The organism is Gemmiger formicilis (assembly GCF_018784445.1).
Taxonomy (GTDB): Bacteria; Bacillota; Clostridia; order Oscillospirales; family Ruminococcaceae; genus Gemmiger.
The window spans coordinates 171,849-192,897 of record NZ_WQOH01000004.1; the positions used below are offsets into that span (position 1 = coordinate 171,849).

At 60.0% G+C, this 21,049-nt stretch carries 17 protein-coding genes; 9 read left to right on the top strand and 8 right to left on the bottom strand.

All coding sequences use genetic code 11. The features are described from left to right. Positions 1-24: 24 nt before the first annotated feature. The 7 genes from gltX to GPK89_RS01070 form a co-directional block, all read right to left on the bottom strand. The gene (gene gltX / locus GPK89_RS01040; protein ID WP_215690914.1) at positions 25-1,467 is read right to left on the bottom strand and encodes a glutamate--tRNA ligase; all 1,443 of its coding nucleotides are present in this window, start codon (positions 1,465-1,467) and stop codon (positions 25-27) included. A 208-nt stretch (positions 1,468-1,675) separates the two neighbouring features. Further along, positions 1,676-2,965: a GTPase HflX gene (gene hflX / locus GPK89_RS01045; protein ID WP_215690922.1), complete on the bottom strand. Its 1,290-nt coding sequence runs from the start codon at positions 2,963-2,965 to the stop codon at positions 1,676-1,678. After that, the gene (locus GPK89_RS01050; protein ID WP_215690925.1) at positions 2,962-3,540 is read right to left on the bottom strand and encodes a GNAT family N-acetyltransferase; all 579 of its coding nucleotides are present in this window, start codon (positions 3,538-3,540) and stop codon (positions 2,962-2,964) included. Before GPK89_RS01050 ends, hflX begins: the two co-directional genes overlap by 4 nt. A 9-nt stretch (positions 3,541-3,549) precedes the next feature. After that, entirely contained in the window at positions 3,550-5,004 is a 1,455-nt protein-coding gene (locus tag GPK89_RS01055; RefSeq protein WP_215690928.1) for a lipopolysaccharide biosynthesis protein, read from the bottom strand. 112 nt (positions 5,005-5,116) lie between these two features. Then, the gene (locus tag GPK89_RS01060; RefSeq protein WP_215690931.1) at positions 5,117-6,430 is read right to left on the bottom strand and encodes a surface carbohydrate biosynthesis protein; all 1,314 of its coding nucleotides are present in this window, start codon (positions 6,428-6,430) and stop codon (positions 5,117-5,119) included. A gap of 168 nt (positions 6,431-6,598) precedes the next feature. Then, on the bottom strand, positions 6,599-7,543 hold the full coding sequence (locus tag GPK89_RS01065; RefSeq protein ID WP_215690934.1) for a hypothetical protein: 945 nt from the start codon (positions 7,541-7,543) through the stop codon (positions 6,599-6,601). Between the two features lie 223 nt (positions 7,544-7,766). Next, positions 7,767-9,263, bottom strand: coding sequence for an MBOAT family O-acyltransferase (locus GPK89_RS01070; RefSeq protein ID WP_215690936.1), 1,497 nt, complete (start codon positions 9,261-9,263; stop codon positions 7,767-7,769). A 133-nt stretch (positions 9,264-9,396) separates the two neighbouring features. On the opposite strand from GPK89_RS01070, the gene GPK89_RS01075 reads away from it, so the two are divergent. The 3 genes from GPK89_RS01075 (at position 9,397) to GPK89_RS01085 (ending at position 12,746) form a co-directional block, all read left to right on the top strand. Further along, positions 9,397-10,716 (top strand): TrkH family potassium uptake protein, encoded by a 1,320-nt coding sequence (locus GPK89_RS01075; RefSeq protein ID WP_215690937.1) that lies wholly within the window; start codon positions 9,397-9,399, stop codon positions 10,714-10,716. A 121-nt stretch (positions 10,717-10,837) separates the two neighbouring features. Beyond that, positions 10,838-11,509 (top strand): potassium channel family protein, encoded by a 672-nt coding sequence (locus GPK89_RS01080; RefSeq protein ID WP_215690939.1) that lies wholly within the window; start codon positions 10,838-10,840, stop codon positions 11,507-11,509. 148 nt (positions 11,510-11,657) lie between these two features. Continuing rightward, entirely contained in the window at positions 11,658-12,746 is a 1,089-nt protein-coding gene (locus GPK89_RS01085; RefSeq protein ID WP_215690942.1) for a sugar kinase, read from the top strand. 78 nt (positions 12,747-12,824) lie between these two features. Here GPK89_RS01085 and GPK89_RS01090 read toward each other — a convergent pair whose 3' ends face one another. Further along, positions 12,825-13,607, bottom strand: coding sequence for a ZIP family metal transporter (locus GPK89_RS01090; RefSeq protein ID WP_215690944.1), 783 nt, complete (start codon positions 13,605-13,607; stop codon positions 12,825-12,827). Between the two features lie 258 nt (positions 13,608-13,865). Between GPK89_RS01090 and GPK89_RS01095 the strand changes: the two genes are divergently transcribed. From GPK89_RS01095 to GPK89_RS01120, 6 genes are all read left to right on the top strand, one after another. Further along, positions 13,866-15,074 carry a phosphoglycerate kinase gene (locus tag GPK89_RS01095; RefSeq protein WP_215690947.1) on the top strand — a complete coding sequence of 403 codons (1,209 nt, stop codon included), beginning with the start codon at positions 13,866-13,868 and terminating at the stop codon, positions 15,072-15,074. A 101-nt stretch (positions 15,075-15,175) separates the two neighbouring features. Beyond that, on the top strand, positions 15,176-15,946 hold the full coding sequence (gene tpiA / locus GPK89_RS01100) for a triose-phosphate isomerase (protein ID WP_078784486.1): 771 nt from the start codon (positions 15,176-15,178) through the stop codon (positions 15,944-15,946). A gap of 97 nt (positions 15,947-16,043) precedes the next feature. Continuing rightward, positions 16,044-17,570 (top strand): 2,3-bisphosphoglycerate-independent phosphoglycerate mutase, encoded by a 1,527-nt coding sequence (gene gpmI, locus GPK89_RS01105; RefSeq protein ID WP_215690950.1) that lies wholly within the window; start codon positions 16,044-16,046, stop codon positions 17,568-17,570. Between the two features lie 221 nt (positions 17,571-17,791). Continuing rightward, complete coding sequence (locus GPK89_RS01110) at positions 17,792-19,420, top strand: hypothetical protein (RefSeq protein ID WP_215690953.1); 1,629 nt, start codon at positions 17,792-17,794, stop codon at positions 19,418-19,420. A gap of 113 nt (positions 19,421-19,533) precedes the next feature. Then, on the top strand, positions 19,534-20,655 hold the full coding sequence (locus GPK89_RS01115; protein WP_215690956.1) for an N-acetyl sugar amidotransferase: 1,122 nt from the start codon (positions 19,534-19,536) through the stop codon (positions 20,653-20,655). Next, a complete protein-coding gene (locus GPK89_RS01120) occupies positions 20,655-20,957 on the top strand; it encodes a Dabb family protein (protein WP_215690958.1) in 303 nt (100 codons plus the stop codon). The genes GPK89_RS01115 and GPK89_RS01120 overlap by 1 nt, the downstream gene beginning before the upstream one ends. The last annotated feature ends 92 nt before the right edge of the window (positions 20,958-21,049 follow it).

The following is a 21,049-nucleotide window of genomic DNA, read 5'->3' on the forward strand; positions in this document are numbered from 1 at the left end:
GGGCAAGGGGAAACTACTGTTCATTTACAGCTTTCCCAGTGCGTCCTTCACGCGGTTGAGGGTTTCCTCTTTGCCCATCATGGCGGCCAAATCGGTGCCGCCGCCCGGGGTGCGGGCCTTGCCGGACAGGGCAATGCCCAACGGGAACAGCAGCCAGCCGTTCTTCTTCTCCATCTGCTCGGCCAGCGTCTTGCAGGCCTCAAAGATCGCGTCGCGGGTCCAGTCGGTCTGGGCCTCCAGCACCGGCAGCAGGGCGGTCAGGGCCTCTTTGGCGGACTCGGGGGTCGTTTTCTGCTTCTTGTTGCGGTACATCTCGGCATCGATCGGCAGCACGGCATCAAAGAAATCGAGCTGCGGCGGGATATCCTCCAGCACCTCGCAGCGGGGCTGCAAATTGGCGCAGAGCAGGTCGCGGTCGATGTCGCAGTGGACGGCGCTGTCGATGAACGGGTCGGCCAGACGGCGGAACTCCTCGGCCGGCAGAGCGCGGATGTAGGCGGCGTTGATGGCGCGCAGCTTCAGCGGGTCAAAGATGGCGGGGGACTTCGAGATGCGGGACGGATCCCAGATCTTGATCATTTCATCCAGGCTGAAGATCTCCTGCTCGCCCTCGGGTGCCCAGCCCAGCAACAGCAGATAATTCAGCACGGCGGCGGGCAGGTAGCCCTTCGCCACCAGGTCCTGATAGCTGGCGTCGCCGTTGCGCTTGCTCAGCTTGTTCTGTGCATCCTTCATAACGGGCGGGCAGTGGATGTAAACCGGTTTTTCCCAGCCGAAAGCGTCATACAAAAGGTTATACTTCGGCGTCGAGGACAGATACTCGCTGCCGCGGATGACGTGGGTGATGCCCATGAGGTGGTCGTCCACGACATTGGCAAAGTTGTAGGTGGGCATACCGTCGGTCTTGATCAGAATCTGGTCGTCCAGCTCCTTGACATCGACCTCGATGTGGCCATAGACAACATCGTCAAAGCCCGCCATGCCGCTCTCGGGAATTTTCTGGCGGATGACATACGGCTCCCCGGCGGCCAGCTTGGCGGCGACCTCCTCGGCGCTCAGGTTGCGGCAATGCCCGTCATAGTGGGTCATCTCGCCGGCGGCGCGCTGGGCCTCGTGCATCTCATTCAGGCGCTCCTCGGTGCAGAAGCAGTAGTACGCTTTGCCGGCCTTGACCAGCTGCTCGGCATATTGCTTGAACATGCCCATGCGCTCGCTCTGGACATAGGGGCCGACAGGGCCGCCGATGTCGGGGCCCTCGTCCCAGGTCAGGCCGGTGGCCTTCAGCGTGTTGTAGATAATGTCGGTGGCGCCCTCGACCAGACGGCCCTGATCGGTGTCCTCAATGCGCAGGATAAAGGTGCCGCCGTTGTGGCGCGCTTGCAGATAGGTATACAGTGCGGTGCGCAGGTTGCCTACATGCATATAGCCTGTGGGGGACGGCGCAAAGCGAGTGCGGACGGTAGACATAGTTATTACCCCTTTTTATAGATAAAAGATAATAGATAATACATAAGGTGCGGGCACAGCCCGCCAGAATTATTATAAAACGCAGAGCTATGAGATGTCAACGGGAAAACACACCGTAGGGGCCGGGCATGCCCGGCCCGCAGCCGAAAGGCAGGAGCGCATTTGCGGGAAAGTTGAGGGCCGGACATGTCCGGCCCCTACAGAACGATTAAAGCAGGTATTCCTCAAACCTATGCAAATCGTCGATTTTTACGGTGGCGCGGTAAAAAACGCCCTCCTCGCGGTATTCCTCCTCGGCGACGCTGCCGCGGCTGCGCAAGATATCGGCCAAGGCCAGCTTGTCATAGGGCAGCACGACCTCAATGGTGCGGACGCGGTGGTTCAGCACCTCGTCGATCTTCGCCAGCAGCGCGTCCAGGCCATAGCCGGTCTTGGCGCTGGTCAAGAGGATATCCGGGTCAAAGGCCACGGCATTGGCGACGTCGCACTTGTTGTAGACCACCAGCTGGGGGATGCCATCGCAGTTGAGGCTGCCCAAAACTTCATCGGTCACGGCCAGCTGTTCGGCGGCCTGGGCGTCGCCCGCGTCGGCGACCTTGATGATGACATCGGCGAACGCGGCTTCCTCCAGCGTTGATTTGAACGCCTCCACCAGATGGTGCGGCAGGCGGCTGACGAAACCGACCGTGTCCACCAGGATGATTTGCAGCCCGCTGGGCAGCACCAGCTTGCGGGCTGTGGGGTCCAGCGTGGCAAACAGCATATCGGCCTCAAAGATCTGCTCGCCGCACAGGGCGTTCAGCAAACTCGACTTGCCCACGTTTGTGTAGCCGACCAGCGCCACCACCGGCACGTTGTTTTTCTGCCGTGCCCGGCGGGTCTCGCCGCGGCGCTTTTCCAGCTCTTTCAGGCGGCCTTCCAGATGCTCAATGCGGTGGTGCAGGTGGCGGCGATCCAGCTCCAGCTTTGTCTCACCGGCACCGCGGCGGGCACCGCCGCCGCCCCCGCCGCCGCCGCCCTGGCGGCTCAAACTCTCGCCCAGGCCCTGCAGGCGCGGCAGCTGGTAGCGCAGTGTGGCAAGTTCGGTCTGCAATTTGCCCTCGTTCGTGGTAGCGCGGGCGCGGAAAATTTCGAGGATCAGCATCGTGCGGTCCAGCACTTCGACTTGCAGTGCCGCCGACAGATTGCGGATCTGGCTGCCGGTCAGCTCGCCGTCAAAAATCGCGGCGGCTGCGTTTACGTTCTGGCAGACAAGCCGCGCCTCGGCGACCTTGCCCTCGCCCAGCAGCGTGGCGGCCTCGGGGGTCGAGCGTTTCTGCACCACCTCGGCCACGGCGTCCATACCGTTGGCGTCGGCCAGCGCCCGCAGCTCGTCCAGGCTGCGGGTTATATCGTACTTGCCCTGGTCCAACGCCAGCAGCACTACCGGCAGTTTCTCGGCGTCGGTGGTTTTCTGGGCAGTGGTGCCAAAGTCTAATTCAGTCGTGTTATCGCTCATAATTCCTCTTTCAAAAGATGGTACGCACGGCAGGGGACCGGCGTGCCGTCAAACTTGCGGTCGGTCACGTCATGGTCGTAGACAAAGCCCGCCTTCTCCAAAACGGCGGCGCTGGCAATGTTCTCGTTGGCGTGTACGGCGGCCAGCCAGTCAGCCCCCACCGTGTCAAACCAGTAGTCCCGCACAGCGCACAGGGCCTCGGTCATGTAGCCCTTGTTCCACCACTTGCGGCCCAGCGCGTAGCCGACCTCCCAGGGGGCGCCCAGGCGCTCGGTGTTCAGGTGCCAGCCGGTTTTCAACATCGGGGCAGGGCACAGGCTGATGGTCCCCATCAGCACCTCCGAATGCTTGTCGGTGATGCCCCACTGGTAAAACTTCGGGTCGTTGTAGTGTTTTTCCCACTCATTCAGCGTTTCGGCAGTCTCGCCCCAGCTGCGGTGGGCGTTCCAGCGCAGATACTTCGTCACCTGCTTGTCGCGGGCCCAGTTGTTGTACATCATTTCGCTGTCATCGATGGAAAGCTGCCGCAAAACTAAACGTTCCGTCGTCAATTCCTGTGTGCCGCAATGTTTCATGGTTTCGCCTTACTTTCTGTGGAAGATGCTGCGCAGGATGCCAAGGCCGATGCCCCAGAGCTTGGCGAGCTGTGCACGGTAGAGGGTGCAGTAGATGAACAAAATCACACCTATCAGCGCAAATTTTATAATAAAATGCTGCCACAGCAACGTGCCGACTGCTGTGACCGCGAACGCCAGCAGAAAGCCGGAAATCGTCTTGGCATAGCTGGCGACGGTGCGGTAGTACATCTGGCCCGTGACGCTGCGGTACAAAAACGCAATGCCGTTGCTGGCGGCCAGGGCCAGCGCTGCGCCGGTCAGCCCAAAGGCGGGTACCAGCACCGCGCACAGCCCCAGGTTGGACAGCGCCCCCAGCCCGATGCCGATGGTATCATGCCACGGTTTGCGGGCAATCGAGTTGCCGTAGACCGTGCCCTCGCACAGAATGTTGAAGACGACGGCCAGCATCAGCAGCGGGAAAATGGCGAGGCACCCGCGCTTGTCGGGGAAAATCACGAACACGATATCCTCGAACATGACCAGCACGCAGAAGAAGCTGAAGATCAGCAGGTTCAAAACGTCATGTACGCGGCAGATGCGCTCCTGCTCCTCGCGGTAGTGGGCGTAGACGTAGGGGCCCCAGTAGGTGGAGAAGCCCGCCTGGATGGCCGTGACCAGTTGTGCCAGGCTGTACCCGAAGGCAAACAGGCCCTGCGCATTCTCGCCGCAGGCGTTGCCCACAAAGGAAAGGCAGATACCGCTGGACAGGCTGAACAAGATCTGGGCCGGGGCCAGTGCCACGCCGTAGGGCACAGTCTGGCGGGCAATGCCGCCCAGCTGGCTGGCGGGCAGCGGCGCAAACACAGCGCTGCGGTACTTGTACCCGAATGCAATGGCAACCACGCCAAAGCTTAAAATGGCCGCCACGGCCAGGATAAATACGTTGGAGGTGAAAAAGCCCGGCAGCAGGTAGAACAGATTGTAGCAGCCCTGCATCCAGAGTGTTTCAGCCGTGTAGGCGCGCAGGTCGTTTTCCAGGCGCAGCAGCACGTTCAGATACCGCACCAGCATATACAGCGCCGCATTGATGAACAGCAGCGGCACGATGCCGGGGCCTGCCGACCCCAGGCCGAAGGCCGCCGCCAGCGGCTGGGCAAAGAACACGCTGCCTGCGACACCCAGCAGCATCATGAACGATGCCGAAATGCGGGTGCAGGCTGCGAACAGCTGGCGCGGCTCGGCCCCGGCGGGCGGCTCATGGTAAAAGCGCAGCAGCGCCTGATCCAGGCCCAGGATGCCGATGTTCATGAGGGTGGCCGTGTAGGTCATGAAGGTGACCGGCGCACCCAGGACCTCGGCGGGCAGCAGCCCCTTGACGATGAGCGCCAGCCCGGTGATGGCGAAGCCTAAATAGGTCGCCACCGAGTATTTCATCACATTCCCGGCAAAGGATTCACCGGAGGATTTTTTGCTTTCTGACATATGTGTGTCCTATCATAGCGTTGTAGGGGCCGGGTATGCCCGGCCCGCGGCCTTGCCATTACTGCGCGTCTGCCGCACTGCGGAGGGCCGGGCATGCCCGGCCCCTACATGCTCAGCGGACGAACGGCTTAATGCGTTCCGTCATTGCTGCCACCTGTTCCGGCGTTACATGGGCTTTGTCCACATACCCATAAATGCGCTGGGCAAAATTGGCCAGCGGGGGGCAGAAGGCAAATACCTTTTTCGGCTCCCAGCCGTGGCGGTAGAGAAAATGCACCCCGGCCAGCGCACAGAACTTTACCTTGTTAAAGTGCGGCGTGAAGCCTTCGCCCATCGGCTCGTCCCGGGGCGGGTTCTTGTATACATCCTCCAATAGGTCGGCCATCCGCTTGTAGGCGGGCGTATCGCTCGGGTCAAAATAGCCCTCGATAACGTCCTTTGCAATCGGGAACGGCGGTTCCGGCGCGGCCATGGCAGCGGCAAACTCGCCGCAGGTCGTCACATAATGGGCATCCTTGTAGATGACCGGGTCGTACTCGTGCTCAATGGGCACCGGGCGCAGGATGTGGCAGCTCTTGCCGGCCATGTACACCTCGGCGATGGCGGTGCTCATCCAGATGGAAATAGAGTCTGCCGCCACGATCCACTGCTTGACAGAGTCGGCAAAAATGACATGGAAGTTCGGCCGCTTCTTCGCCAGTTCTTCCAGCGCGGGGCTGTTCCACTCGCTGGGGTGGCGGCGGTAGACCAGCTCGACCTCGGGATGCTGACCTAAATATTCATCGAACCAACGCAGTGTCTCCTTCATCGAGACACGGTTCGTCTTGGCAAAGCCGGTAAAATCGGTGCCCGCCATCTTGGAAAGCTCGGCGACCTCGTCGTCATTCATGCTGGCGTAGCCGAAGCTGGAAATATACAGGTGCAGCTGCTTGGCCGGGTCCAGGCCGAACTCTTTGCACAAGGTCTGTTTGTCTTTAAAGTAGCCGTCAAACTCCGGCCGCAGAAAGTCCATCATGACTGCGCCGGTGACAGGCGTGTTTTTGGCGTCCATGCCGTGGGCCTGCAGGCGGGCGGCGGTGCGCTTGCCCCAACAGGTCTGCACGCAGCGCTTGGCGTTGCCGTTCATATTGAACCAGTCGCCCTCCTCCTGCGTGTCGGAGAGCATCTGCTCCCAATGCAGGTTGACGATCTTGTTGCATTTGCCGATGTTGTTGTAGACATGGCTGTTGATGGCCTCGTTGTCATACATACAGCTGGCGACGAGCACTTCCGGCTTGTCCTTGCCGAACAGCCGCAGGTGCTTCGGATCCAGCAGCTGGCGGATCTCCACCGTGTAACCGCGGCGTTCCAGCTCGAGCTTCAAGAGCAGGTCGCTCTCATACTCGCGGACGGTATGCTCGTATAAAATCAGGAAATCTAGTGCCATTGATAGCAACTCCCATGCAAAGTAAGTTGTAGGGGCGGATGCTTGCATCCGCTCGTGGGGCGTCGGGGACGCCGTCCCCTACAAATGAGGATGCCCCCTTGTCCGGTGGATGTAGGGCGGGGTGTCCTCACCCCGCCGCGGCGGCATGGGGGTATGCCGCCCTATATGTCAACCTGCAATATCGTTAAACAACTCTTGTGTCCAAACCGGCAGGCCGTACTTTTCATCCAGATGGAAACCGTCAAAAAACTGCGTGTCATCGTCGGTGATGGCGCTGCCGCCCCACTCGTAATCCAATAGGGTAAAGCCGCATTCTGCGGCCCAGCCGGTCAGCTGCGGCAGCACGGTATCCTGCATCACATCGGTGATGCCGAACACGTCACAGACCTCGGTGCGGACATTATCAGCCATCGGAGGCAGAACCACGATGAGCCGCACACCCTCGGCCTGGCAGCGCCGGGCCAGCGTGTGCAGGCGGTCGAATTGCTCAGTGTTCAGCGCCCAGCTTTTGCAGCGGGGCGTGATGGTGGCGGTGTAGTCATATAATTTGCGGTGCAGCGGCAAAACCGTACCATCGTCGGCCAGGTAATCCGCGTCGGTCCAGTCCCCGGACTCGATGGTGTCCGGCGTGCCGCGCAGCGTATCCATGGCCACGGTCAGGGCGTTGACGTTGTATTCTAAATTGAAGCAGTAGGCCAGCGGATTGTTCAGCGTCTTTTCCAGCGTGGCAAAGCGGTCGGTGTTGTACCCGGCGTTCAGCGTGTAGAACGAGACTTCCACCAGCAGGGTGTCAACTTCGCGGCCGGAATCCAGCACATAGTCCGCGAGGTCGAGGGTTTCTTTCAGCGACGCGCCGCCGAAGGCGAGATTCTGCCAATTCCGGCCGGAAAGCTCGTCCACCAGCGCCATATCAAAATGCGCCAGGCGGCTGTCACCCAAGATCAGATTCGTGCCAGGCTCCTGCTGGTAGGCCCTTACCCGCGCCACCGGCTGGCTGGACGAAGCGGAGGCTTTCAGCCCGAAGTAGTTGTTAGGCTCAAAGGCAACGAAGAATGCGAACCAAAGCAAAACTGGAATCATCAATAATGCAAGTTTTTTTAGGATATTCTTCATGGGCGGAAGCCTCCTTTCGTTAAAATGGCTTCCCCTCGGGGGAAGCTGTCAGCGGCTTGTCCGCTGACTGATGAGGGGCGAGTTTGCCGCGGCGACCCCTTCATGGGCAATCGCGGTACATACGCCCCTCATCCGGCGCTGCGGTGCCACCTGCTCCCCCTCTGGCGCTACGCGCCACCTCCCCCGTATCGGGGGAGTCTGTCCCTTGGGGGAAGGCGTTGGGTTAAAACCCCGCATACATACCGAATCCGCTGTTCCCAAATCCGCCGCTCTGCATGATGTACCCCACCAGTAAAGCGACGACCAGGGCATAATACACGGCCCAGCGGTGCTTTTCTCCCGCCAGGCAAATCTCGGCGGGCTTGTTCTTATAGGCAAAGGCCCGGCGGGTGTCGAGGTAGAACGCCAGCGCCAGCACCAGCACCACAAAGACATAGTACGCCGCCACCATAATGGCGTTGGCGTAGAATCCATTAGACGCAGCAGCGTACAATTCGCTGCCAAACCGCGCGGGCGACCAGCTCAGGAAGCAGCGGCCCAGGTAGGCAAACGCATCCCCCACGGTCAGCGGTGCGGCGGCGGGGGCGGACCCCACGCGGAAGAACACCATGCTGATGCACCACAGCACAAACACCCCGGCCCGCTTGGCCCACAAAACGCGGGCGGGCGCTTTCTTTTTGGGCTTGCCCAGGCGGCGGTGCAAAAGCTCCTCGCCCAGGCGGTAGCAGGCCTGCAGCAGACCCCAAACCACAAAGGGCAGCGTGTTCCCATGCCAGAAACCCGACACAAAAAACACCGTAAACACGCACACCTCGGCGGGCAGGCGGGTCAGCCTGCCCCCGGTCACGCCGGACATATCCGCCCACGCCAGCGGCATGAACAGATAATCCTGCAGCCAGGACGAAAAGCTGATGTGCCACCGGCTCCAGAACCCGGAAAAATTCGTGGCAAAAAACGGCGTCTTGAAGTTTTCAGGCAGCTCCAGGCCCAAAAGCAGACCCACGGCCCGCGCGACCTCGGAGTAGCCGGAGAAGTTGAAATACAGCTGGAACGTGTAAAACACGGCGGCCAGCACCAGCATCGGCCCGCCGTAGCTGCGGTAATTCGGGAACACCTCGTCCACCAGCAGCCCCAGCACGTCGCTGACAGCCACCAGCTTAAACAGGCCCAGCGCCATGAGCCGCAGCGCGCGCACAGTGCGGTCGGTGTCAAAGCGGTGCTCCTGCTTAAACTGCGGCAGCAGCGCCCCGGCGCGGCAGATAGGCCCCTGAGTGACGGTGGCAAAAAAGTTCAAAAACAGCGCACAATCGATGAAATTTGTCTCAACCTCGCAGTCGCCCCGCGCGGTGTCGATCAGGTAGGCAATGGCCGCAAAGCTGTAAAAGCTGATGCCCAGCGGCATGGCTACGGCCTGCCAGCCGCCCTCGCTGGCGAACGCGCCGTTATATTTGAAAAAGGCCAGAATCGCCAGCAACCCGATAACGCCCCCGCGCAGGAACGCAGTCTTGTGGGCGCTGCTGCGGGCCGCCATGCCGCGCCCGCACAGGTAGGTGAACACCGCAATCGCGATCGTCACGCCCAGCATCGACGGCATGGCCAGCGCGTAGAAAACCCAGCTGGCCGCCAGCAAAAACGCGCTCTGCCAGCGCTGCGGCAGGTGCAGGTACACCGCGGCCACGACCAGCAGAAAACCGAAAAATCCAAAACTTTGCAGGCTCATGGCCACACCTCCCCTTTATAATCAGTAATACCTTATTATACATGATTTGCCGTGGGTACGCAAGTGGGTTGTTGTGGTGCAGCGTGATTTGTGCTATACTATCGGTAAAGCTAAATTTTTGCCGGAGGCCGCTATGTCCTACATCCGCAGCGCAATCTCAAAATTTTTAAAGACCCAGCCCCCGGCGCGTATCATTGCGCTGGGCTTTGCACTGCTGATTTTGTGCGGCGCGGCGCTGCTGATGCTGCCCTTTGCGGTACACCCGGGGCTGCACATTGCCCCGCTGGACGCCCTGTTCACGGCTACCAGCGCAGTTTGCGTCACGGGTCTTGTGGTGGTGGATACCGCCGACACCTTCAGTATGTTCGGCCAGGTCGTCATTGCGGTGCTCATTCAAATCGGCGGCTTGGGTGTCGCATCCATCGGCATGGGGTTGGCACTGGTGACCGGGCGGCGCATCAACTTAAAGGGCCGCTCCCTCGTGCGGGAGGCACTGAACGTGGAAAGTCTGGACGGCATGGTCCGCCTTGTCCGCGCGGTGCTGCTCATGACCCTGATTTGCGAAGGCGCGGGCGCGGTGCTAGGTTTCCCGGCGTTCGCCGGCAACCATATGCCGCTGCAGGCGGTGTGGCTGAGTATTTTCCACTCGATCGCTTCCTTTAACAATGCGGGTTTTGACGCGCTGGGCGGCGGCACAAACCTGATACCCTACCGCGGCGATGTGCTGCTGAATATCGTCACCGACGCGCTTGTCATTGTGGGCGGCATCGGCTTCATGGTCATTCTGGATGTGGGTCGCTGCCGGGGCAATTTTCGCAAAATGACCTTCCACACCAAGGTCGTGCTGACGACGACGGCAGTGTTGCTGTTCGGCGGCGCGGCGCTGCTGCAAATCACCGACCATCTTGACTTTATGACGGCGTTTTTCCAGAGCATGACGGCCCGCACGGCGGGTTTCTCCACTGTGGATCTCAGCGGCTTGAGCAGCGCGGGCCTGTTGGTCATTATGGTGTTGATGTTCGTGGGTGCGTCGCCGGGATCCACGGGCGGCGGCATCAAGACGACCACATTTTTTGTGCTGATGCAGCAGGTGCGGTCGATCTTCTCCAAGCGCAGGCTCGGCGCATTCCACCGCCGCCTGCCGGACGGCTCACTGGCAAAGGCTGCCACCATCACCTTGATGGGCCTGATCGTTGTGAGCTGCGGTACCTTCGCGCTCTGTATTTTGGAGCCGGAGACGGATTTCCTGCGCCTGCTGTTTGAGCAGGTGTCGGCGTACAGCACAGCGGGGCTTTCCACCGGCATCACGGCGGGGCTGCGGGCCGGCAGCAAAGCGGTGCTGATTTTTACCATGTTCATCGGCCGCGTGGGTGCGGTGACGCTGCTCTCCCTCTGGGTTGAGCGCCCTGAACCCAGCGCCCATTACACCGAGGAAGCGATTACGATTGGGTAAACGGCGCGGCGGGGTGAGGGCACCCCGCCCTACAAATACGGAAAACCGTGTGCCGTAGGGCGGCATGCCCTCATGCCGCCGTGGACGCTTGCCGCAGCACATTCAGAAAGGTATTGCCACTATGTTTGACAAAAAGAAGAATTCTGCCGAAAGTTACGGCGTCATCGGCCTGGGTCGGTTTGGTACGGCGCTGGTCAAAACGCTGGCTGCCGCGGGCAAAGAGGTCATCGCCGTGGACAAGGACGAAGCCAAGGTCAAGGCCGTGCGCGGCTACACCGATTACGCCTTTGTCATCGATGAACTGGACGAAGTATCGCTGAAAGAAACCGGGATGCAGAACTGCGGCACCGTCACGATCTGCATTGGTGAGCAGGTGGATGTCAGTATTCTGACTACGATGCTTGTCACGAAGCTGGGCGTGCCCCACGTTATTTCCAAGGCCGCCAGCGAGGTCCACGGCGAAGTGCTCAAGCGCCTGGGGGCCGAAGTCGTCTACCCCGAGGCTGACATGGCCGTGCGCATTGGCAAGCGGCTGATCTCTGGCAATCTGCTGGATTACATTGCCCTGGGCGACGGCGTCGAAGTGCGGCGCATTGCCGTGGGCGGCAAGATGCTGGGCAAAAGCGTCCGCCAGCTGGATGTGCGCAAAGTCTACGGCATCAATATCATCGCCGTGGAGCACGGCAACCAGACCAATGTGGAATTTGCCGCGGACTATACCTTTAAGGAGGGGGACAGTGTGGCGGTAATCGGCAAGGTCGGGAAGATCGATAAGTTTGAGAAGGAAATATAAAGAAGGCCCCCTTTGACAAGGAAGGTTTTGTTCCCCTCTTGTTAAAAAACTAACCGCACAAATTTTGCGCATTTTACCTTGCAATTCGGCCTGTAATGCGGTACACTTAAACTAACAAAATATGGCAAAAACAGGAGGACTTCCCCCCATGGAACACAGCAATCCGATCCTGATGGGCAACAGCAGCCCGCAGAAGTTTATCACTATCGGCGAAGTGATGCTGCGCCTGACCCCGCCGAACTATGAAAAGATCCGCATGACTTCCACTTTCGAGGCCAGTTACGGCGGCAGCGAGGCAAACATTGCGCTGGCTCTGGCGAACCTCGGCGTGGATTCCACCTTCTTCAGCGTTGTGCCCAACAACTCCCTGGGCAAAAGCGCCATCCGCTGGCTCCGCTGCAATGACGTCCACTGCACGCCGATGATCCTCTCCACCAAGGAGGAAACCCCCAGCCACCGCCTGGGCACCTATTACCTTGAGACCGGCTACGGCATCCGCCCCAGCAAGGTCATCTATGACCGTATGCACAGTGCCCTGACCGAGTACGACCTGACCAAGGTCGATCTGGATGAGCTGTTTGACGGCTTCGACTGGCTGCACCTGTCCGGCATCACCCCGGCGCTGAACAAAAACTGCGCCGATTTTATCCTGCGCTGCCTGCGCACCGCCAAGGAGAAGGGCCTGACTGTCAGCTTTGACGGCAACTTCCGTTCCACGCTGTGGTCCTGGGAGGATGCCCGCGACTACTGCACCCAGTGCCTGCCCTACGTTGATGTACTGTTCGGCATCGAGCCGTACCACCTGTGGAAGGACGAAGAGGATCATGCTAAGGGCGACTGGAAGGACGGCGTCCCCCTGCAGCCCAGCTATGAGCAGCAGGACGAAATTTTCCAGCATTTCATCGACCGTTACCCCAACCTCAAGTGCATTGCCCGCCATGTGCGCTATGTCCACTCCGGCAGTGAGAACAGCCTGAAAGCCTTTATGTGGTACGAGGGTCACACGTTCGAGTCCAAGCTCTATACCTTTAATATTCTGGACCGTGTCGGCGGCGGCGATGCCTTTGCCAGCGGCCTGATCTACGCCATGATGCACGACTATAAGCCGATGGATATGGTCAACTTCGCGGTCGCGTCCAGCGCCATCAAGCACACCATCCACGGCGATGCCAACATCACCGACGACGTGGAGAGCATCCGCAACCTGATGAATATGAACTACGATATCAAGCGGTAATACGTAAAATAAAGCGCCGTCCCGGGTGAGGGACGGCGTTTTTATTTGGGAAGGTGTCCGCCGCCCGCCAAACGCAAGTCACCCCAGCGCTACATCCAGCGCCATCATCAGGGTAAAGCCCAGCGCAAAGCAGATCGTGCCCACGTTGGAGTGTTCACCCTGGGACATTTCGGGGATCAGCTCCTCAATAACAACATACAGCATCGCACCCGCGGCAAAGCTCAAAAGATACGGCAGCGCAGGCACGACCAGCCCCGCCGCCCAGATCGTGAACAGCGCGCCCAGCGGTTCCACCGCGCCGGACAGTGTACCCATCAGGAACGCCCTGTCCTTGCTCATGCCCTCGGCTTTTAAAGGCATTGAAATGATCGCACCTTCGGGGAAATTCTGGATGGCAATGCCCAGGGACAGCGCCAGTGCGCCCATGGCGGTGATCTGCGCGCTGCCGGTTAAGTATCCCGCGTACACAACGCCGACGGCCATGCCCTCCGGAATATTGTGCAGCGTGACGGCCAGCACCAACATTGTCGTGCGGGAAAAGCCGCTTTTGGGGCCTTCGGGCGTGTCCGCGCCCTGGTGCAGGTGGGGGACAAGCACATCCAGCAGAAGCAGGAACCCGACGCCGAGCCAGAACCCGATAACGGCGGGCAGGAACGCCAGCCGCCCCAGCGCGGCGGACTGCTCCATGGCGGGGGAGAGCAGGCTCCAGATGGATGCCGCCACCATGACCCCGGCGGCAAACCCGGTCAACGCCCGCTGCACGCCGGGATGCAGGGACTTTTTCATAAAGAACACGCAGGCAGACCCGATAGTCGTGCCCGCAAAGGGGATGAGGATCCCAATGAATGCACTTGTTAGCATACACTAACCCTCCTGTGTAAATCATAGTAAAATAGTATGCTTTCGTGAGGAATTATAGCACAAAGGGGGAGGGGCGTCAAGGCACAGGGGGAAAGCCCCGCCCGACACAAAAATTTTACACCCCCTTCACACAAAGCAGTTAAAAATATATCAAAAACACTTGCGCAAATCGAACTTTGTGCGTATAATAATACTAAACCCCTTGGGGTGCGGTGCGCCCCGCCAAAAATGTGAAACATACCGAGAGGAGCTTTTACTATGGGTTTGGGTAAAAAGACCATTGACGATGAGAACTACGCCGGTAAGCGCGTACTGGTTCGCTGCGACTTCAACGTCCCGATGAAGGACGGCGTTATCACCAATGATAACCGCATCAACGCCGCACTGCCGACCATCAAGAAATTGATCAACGACGGCGCTAAGGTCATCCTGTGCAGCCATCTGGGCAAGCCGAAGAACGGCCCCGAGGCCAAGTTCAGCCTGGCCCCTGTTGCTGTCCGCCTGAGCGAGAAGCTGAGCCAGCCGGTCGTCTTTGCGGACGATGACACTGTCGTCGGCGAGAATGCCAAGGCTGCTGTTGCCACCATGGGCAACGGCGACGTCGTTCTGCTGCAGAACACCCGCTTCCGCAAGGAAGAGACCAAGAATGAGCCCGCTTTCAGCGAAGAGCTGGCCAGCCTCGCCGACGCTTATGTCGACGATGCCTTCGGCTCCTGCCACCGCGCTCACTGCTCCACCGCCGGTGTGACCGACTATGTCAAGGACACCGCTGTCGGCTACCTGATGGAGAAGGAAATCAAGTACCTCGGCAACGCCGTGAACGATCCCGAGCGTCCCTTCACCGCCATTCTGGGCGGCGCCAAGGTCGCGGACAAGCTGAACGTTATCTCCAACCTGCTCGAGAAGGTCGATACCCTGATCATCGGCGGCGGCATGGCCTACACCTTCCTGAAGGCCCAGGGCTATGAGATCGGCAAGAGCCTGTGCGACGACTCCAAGCTGGACTACTGCAAGGAAATGATGGCCAAGGCCCAGGAGAAGGGCGTCAAGCTGCTGCTGCCTGTTGACGCTGCCTGCATCAAGGACTTCCCCGATCCCATCGATGCTCCCATCGAGACCACCATTGTTCCGGTCAGCGCCATCCCTGCTGACCAGGAAGGCTGCGACATCGGCCCCGAGACCATGAAGCTGTTTGCTGATGCCGTCAAGGCCAGCAAGACCGTTGTCTGGAACGGCCCCATGGGCGTGTTCGAGAACCCGACCCTGGCTGCCGGCACCCTGGCTGTTGCCAAGGCCATGGCAGAGAGCGATGCCACCACCGTCATCGGCGGCGGCGACTCAGCAGCTGCTGTCCAGCAGATGGGCCTGGGCGACAAGATGACCCACATCTCCACCGGCGGCGGCGCATCTCTCGAGTACCTCGAGGGTAAGGAGCTGCCCGGCATCGCCGTCATCCAGAAGGCTTGATCAACAATACCCGCAGGAGCGCGGCGGCAGAGCCGCCGCGCTTTTTATGTAAAGGCTTCCCCCCTCGAGTGGGAAGGCTTATTATGGAAGGAGTAATTACCATGGATAAACAGAACCGCAAAGCCATCATTGCTGGCAACTGGAAAATGAACAAGACCGCTACCGAGGCCAAGGCCCTCATCAGCGAGCTGATCCCCGCTGTCAAGGACGCCGGCTGCGAGGTCGTTATCTGCGTTCCCTTCACCGACCTGGTCACCGCTGTCGAGATGACCAAGGGCACCAACATCCATGTCGGTGCCGAGAATGTCCACTTTGAGAAGTCCGGCGCCTTCACCGGCGAAATTTCCGCCGATATGCTGACCGACCTGGGCGTTGAGTACGTCGTGATCGGCCACAGCGAGCGCCGCCAGTACTTTGCCGAGACCAACGAGACTGTCAACAAGCGCACCAAAGCTGCGCTGGCCGGCGGCCTGAAGCCCATCATCTGCGTTGGCGAGAGCCTGGATCAGCGTGAGCAGGGCGTCACCGAGGAACTGGTCCGTATGCAGGTCAAGATTGCCCTGAACGGCGTGACCGCTGACGAACTGAAGAACGTCGTTATCGCCTACGAGCCCATCTGGGCCATCGGCACCGGCAAGACCGCTACCGCTGACCAGGCCGAGGAAGTCTGCGCCGCCATCCGCAAGGTCGTCGGCGAGCTGTACGGCGAGGACGCCGCCAAGGCCCTGACCGTCCAGTACGGCGGCAGCATGAACCCGAAGAACGCTGAGGAACTGCTGAGCAAGCCCGATGTTGACGGCGGCCTGATCGGCGGCGCGTCCCTGAAGGCTGACCAGTTTGCTGTTATCGTGGACGCTGCTACCAAAGGCTAAATTGCGTTTTCCCGGAATGTTTGTAGGGAACGCATATATGCGTCCCGGCAGCGTGACGGCCGCCCCTACAACCCTATTATTAAGGAGTTTCAATTTTATGTCCAAAAAACCTGTTATGCTCTGCATTATGGACGGCTTCGGCTGGACGCCCGACAAGACCTTCGGCAATGCCGTGGCCGCCGCCAACAAGCCCAACTTGGATAAGCTGTTCGCCAACTACCCCATGACCACCATTGAGGCATCCGGCATGGCTGTCGGCCTGCCCGACGGCCAGATGGGCAACTCTGAGGTCGGCCACACCAACATGGGCGCCGGCCGCATTGTCTACCAGCAGCTGACTCTCATCACCAAGTCCATTAAGGACGGCGAGATGCTGAAAAACCCGGTGCTGGTCAAGAACATGAAGGCTGCTATCGACGCAGGCAAGGCCATCCATCTGATGGGCCTGGTCGGCACCGGCGGTGTCCACAGCCACGCCGACCACTGGTTCGGCGTGCTGGAAATGGCTAAGCACATGGGCGCGAAGGACGTCTACCTGCACTGCATCATGGACGGCCGTGACACCGATCCCCACAGCGGCAAGGGCTTCCTGGCTGACCTGCAGGCCAAGCTGGACGAGCTGGGCATCGGCAAGATCGCCAGTGTCTCCGGCCGTTACTACGCCATGGACCGCGACAACAACTGGGACCGTGAGGAAAAAGCTTACGCCGCCTTTGTCTACGGCGAGGGCAACCACGCCGCCAACGCGCAGGAGGCCATTGAGGCCAGCTACGCCGCCGACGTGACCGACGAGTTCGTCATCCCCGTTGTCACCTGCGAGGGCGGCCGCGTCGAGGATGGCGACACCGTCATCTTCATGAACTTCCGCCCCGACCGTGCCCGCCAGATGACCCGCATCTTCTGCGATGACGCCTTCACCGGCTTTGAGCGCCGCGGCGGCCGCAAGCAGGTCAACTACGTCTGCATGGCCGAGTACGACGCCACGATGCCCAACTGCGAAGTTGCGTATCCCCCCGTTGAGCTGAAGAACACCCTGGGCGAGTACCTGGCCGCCAACGGCAAGACCCAGCTGCGCATTGCCGAGACCGAGAAATACGCTCATGTGACCTTCTTCTTCAACGGCGGCGTCGAGCAGCCCTGCGAGGGCGAGGATCGCAAGGTCATCCCCAGCCCGAAGGTTGCCACCTACGACCTGAAGCCCGAGATGAGCGCCTATGAGGTCGCCGACGAGTGCAAGGCCCGCATCGAGAGCGGCAAGTATGATGTCATCATCCTGAACTTCGCCAACTGCGATATGGTCGGCCACACCGGCGTGTTTGATGCCGCTGTCAAGGCCGTTGAGGCTGTTGACAAGTGCGTCGGCGAAGTCACCGACGCCGTGCTGAACGCAGGCGGTGTGGTCTTCCTGACCGCCGACCACGGCAACGCCGAGAAGATGAAGAACCCCGATGGTTCTCCCTTCACGGCCCACACCACCAACGTCGTGCCCTTCGCGGTCATCGGCGCTGGCGACGTGAAGCTGCGCGAGGGCGGCTGCCTGGCGGACATCGCCCCCACCATGCTGCCCTATATCGGCCTGCCCGTCCCCGCGGAAATGACCGGCAAGAGCATTATTGTGGAATAATTTAACAATGCATCCCCGCGGCGGGCCGTTTGGCCCGCCGCCTTTTGTGTTTGTAGGGGCCGGGCATGCCCGGCCCGCAGCTTTCCCATAAGAAACCATTCGCCCTACACACGCGGGCCACAGATGTGCGGCCTCTACAAATGCATCGCGCACCCTTGCTATTTTCCCCCAAATGCGGTATAGTTATCTTAACTGAACATATCCGATTTAGGAGAAACTGCATGAAACAACAAACAAAGGGCGGGGCGCTGCACAAGGTCTGGCAGGCGCTGCCGTGGCTGTGGATGGCGGCAGCGTACCTGTTTGACCTGTGGTATCAGCTGGTGCCCGGCAAATGGATCGTCGATTCCGACCTTGCCTCGGAAATGATCCTCTCCGACCTGCTCAACAAAGAGGGAACCATCATCAGCCATAACTGGTTCTACTCCACCGAGCTGAAAGTCGTCAACCTGCAATGGTTCTACCGCCTGGGGCTGCGGATTTTCCCTAATGACTGGCACCTGGCCCGCACGTTTGGCATGGCCATCACGCTGGCGCTGTTCGCGGCGGCCATGCTCTTTTTCGTCAAATGCGCGGGGCTGGGGCGCGCGGGCCTGTGGATGGTCGGTACGCTGCTGTGGCCCTTCGGACAGCATTACCTGGTCTACGCGATCTACGGCGGCTATTATCTCGTTTATACGTTCTTTTATATGCTGGTACTGGCGCTGGTGCTGCGCAGCCTGAACGCCGATAAAAAGCACTGCGCCCTGCAATGGGTGCTGGCTTGCGTCATCACGGCGGTGGCCGGCATGAACGGCGTCAAGCAGCTCATGGTGTTCCACGCGCCGCTCTGTCTGGCAGCGGCCATTCTGCTGGTGTTGGCACTGCACAGCTGCGGCAAGACCAACTGGAAGGCCGCCCTGGACGCCAGCCGCAAAGAAGTTCGTTTGTTTGCGGCGTCGCTGGTCACGGCGGTGGCCGCTGCGGCGGGATACTTCGTCAGCAACGCGGTTTTGTCCCGGATGTATGACTTCAAATCCTATAACTTCATCGTCTGGAACCGCGACGAGGATTGGTTCACCCTCGACCGCATCCTGATGGACTTCTTCCATGAGTTTGGCTACGAGAACGGCTCCGGTGTGTTCCACTTCGGCGGCATTGCGGCGGCCGTGGGCCTGCTGCTGGGCTGCTGGATGTTCTTCTGCATCGTGCGGCTGCTGCTGCGGCTGGACAAGCTGGAACGCAACGACAAGCTGCTGGTGCTGCTGCTCGTCGCCATGCTGGCGGTCTGCGGCGTGGCCTACACCTACTTCCACGAGTATTACCTCTACTTCTGGCTCATGAATATGCCGGTGGCCATCGCCGTGATGGCGGTGGAGATCAAGACCGAGGACTTCCACATCCTGGGTGCCCGGCAGCTGCTGGGCGTGGGGCTGGCGGCCTGCTTTACGCTCTGCGCTGTCAGCACGGTACGCCAGGAGCAGGAACACCCCTACCTGGCCCACAAGGGGCTGAACACCGCCGCCGAATGGCTGGTGGACAACGGCTATACCCAGGGCTATTCCACATTCTGGAACGGCAATGCCATGACCGAGTTGACCAGCGGCAAGCTGGAAGTCTGGACGCTGCAATCGCTGGACCGCGACGATGTGCCCAACTGGCTGCAGCCCAAGAGCCACCTGACCACCGACCCGGAGCACCCCTTCCTGCTCATCGACACCGAGACGGATGGCCCGGCAGAGAACGCCAAGCTAATCCAGTACGGTGACTGCACCGAGGTGTACAACGATGGCCGCTATGTCATCTACGATTTCGCCGATGCGGACGCCTTGCACGCAGCGGCCCAGGCGGCAGCGGATGCAAAACAATAAGACAAGACACCATGTTATATAGGGGCGGATGCTTGCAACCGCCCGCGGGGCGTCGAGGACGCCGCCCCCCTGCAACCGAACCCGATACTATATATAAATTAAGGAGATTTCATATGCGTTACTGCAAAAAATGTACGATGCCCGACACCCGGCCCGGTATCACCTTTGACGCCGAGGGCGTGTGCAGCGCCTGCCGCCACTACGAGAACCGCAAAAACGTCGACTGGGACGCCCGCTTCAAGGAGTTTGAGGCCTACTGCGACAAATACCGCGGCATGAACGGCCCCGGCGGCTATGACTGCGCCGTCGCCGTCTCCGGCGGCAAGGACAGCCACTTCCAGGTCTGGATGCTCAAGGAAGTCATGCACATGAACCCCATCCTGTTCAGCGTCGAGGACAACTTCCCCATGACGCAGGCGGGTATCCACAACCTCAAGAACATCAGCGAGGAGTTCGGCTGCACCATCATCTCCTGCAAGCCTAACATCAAAGTCCAGAAGGTCCTGATGCGCAAATTCTTTGAGAAATACGGCAAGCCGACCTGGTACGTCGACCGCCTGATCTACACCTTCCCGCTGCACATGGCGGCTAAGTTCAACACCCCTATGCTCTGCTACGGCGAGAACGTCAGCTTTGAGTACGGCGGCAACGCCGACAAGGAAACCTACTCCGCCATGGATCAGATCGAGAACGGCGTCGCTGTGGGCATGCCCATGGACGAGCTGCTGGGCGACGGCGTGACCGAGAAGGACCTGTCCCTGACGCTGGCCCCCAGCGCCGAGGAGCGCGCCAAGCTCGACCCGTTCTACATGAGTTACTTTGTGCCCTGGAACAGCTACAAGAACTACCAGATCGCCAAGGCCCACGGCTTCCACGACCTTACCCACGAGTGGGACCGCACCCACCACGCCGAGAACTTCGACCAGATCGACTCCCGCGCGTACCTGGTGCATTCCTGGCTGAAATACCCGAAGTTCGGCCACGCCGCCGCCACCGACTATACTGCCCGCTACATCCGCTACGGCATGATGACCCGCGAGGAAGCTATCCCCATCATCAAGGCCCGCGACGGCAAGCTGGATCCGCTCTGCGTGCGTGATTTCTGCGATTTCTGCGGCTACACCGAGACGGAGTTCTGGGCCATCATGGACAAGTTCTACAACCGTGACCTGTTCGAGAAGAACGAGTACGACGAGTGGCAGCTCAAACATCCCATCTGGGAGGAGAACAAGTAATGGTACGCCATGTCATTTTGTGGAAACTGAAGGATATGCCCGACGCAGAGAAGGCCGCCGTCAAGGCAGGCATCAAAGCCGGGCTGGAAGGTTTGGTGGGTAAGATCCCCGGTCTGCTGGAAGTCCATGTCTACACCGACGCCCTGCCCAGCAGTGCCAATGCAGACCTGATGCTCGACACGACTTTCACCGATGCCGCCGCACTGAAAGGCTACTTCACCCACCCGGCCCACGTCGCTGTGGCCGACGGCAAAGTAAGACCATACACGGCGGTACGGACGTGTTTGGATTTTAACGTGTAAGTAAGCAGAAAATAAAATGTAGGGGCGGATTCTATATCCGCCCGTGGACGCTTCCGCAGCCGCGGACTCTGCGGGCGCATATAGAATGCGCC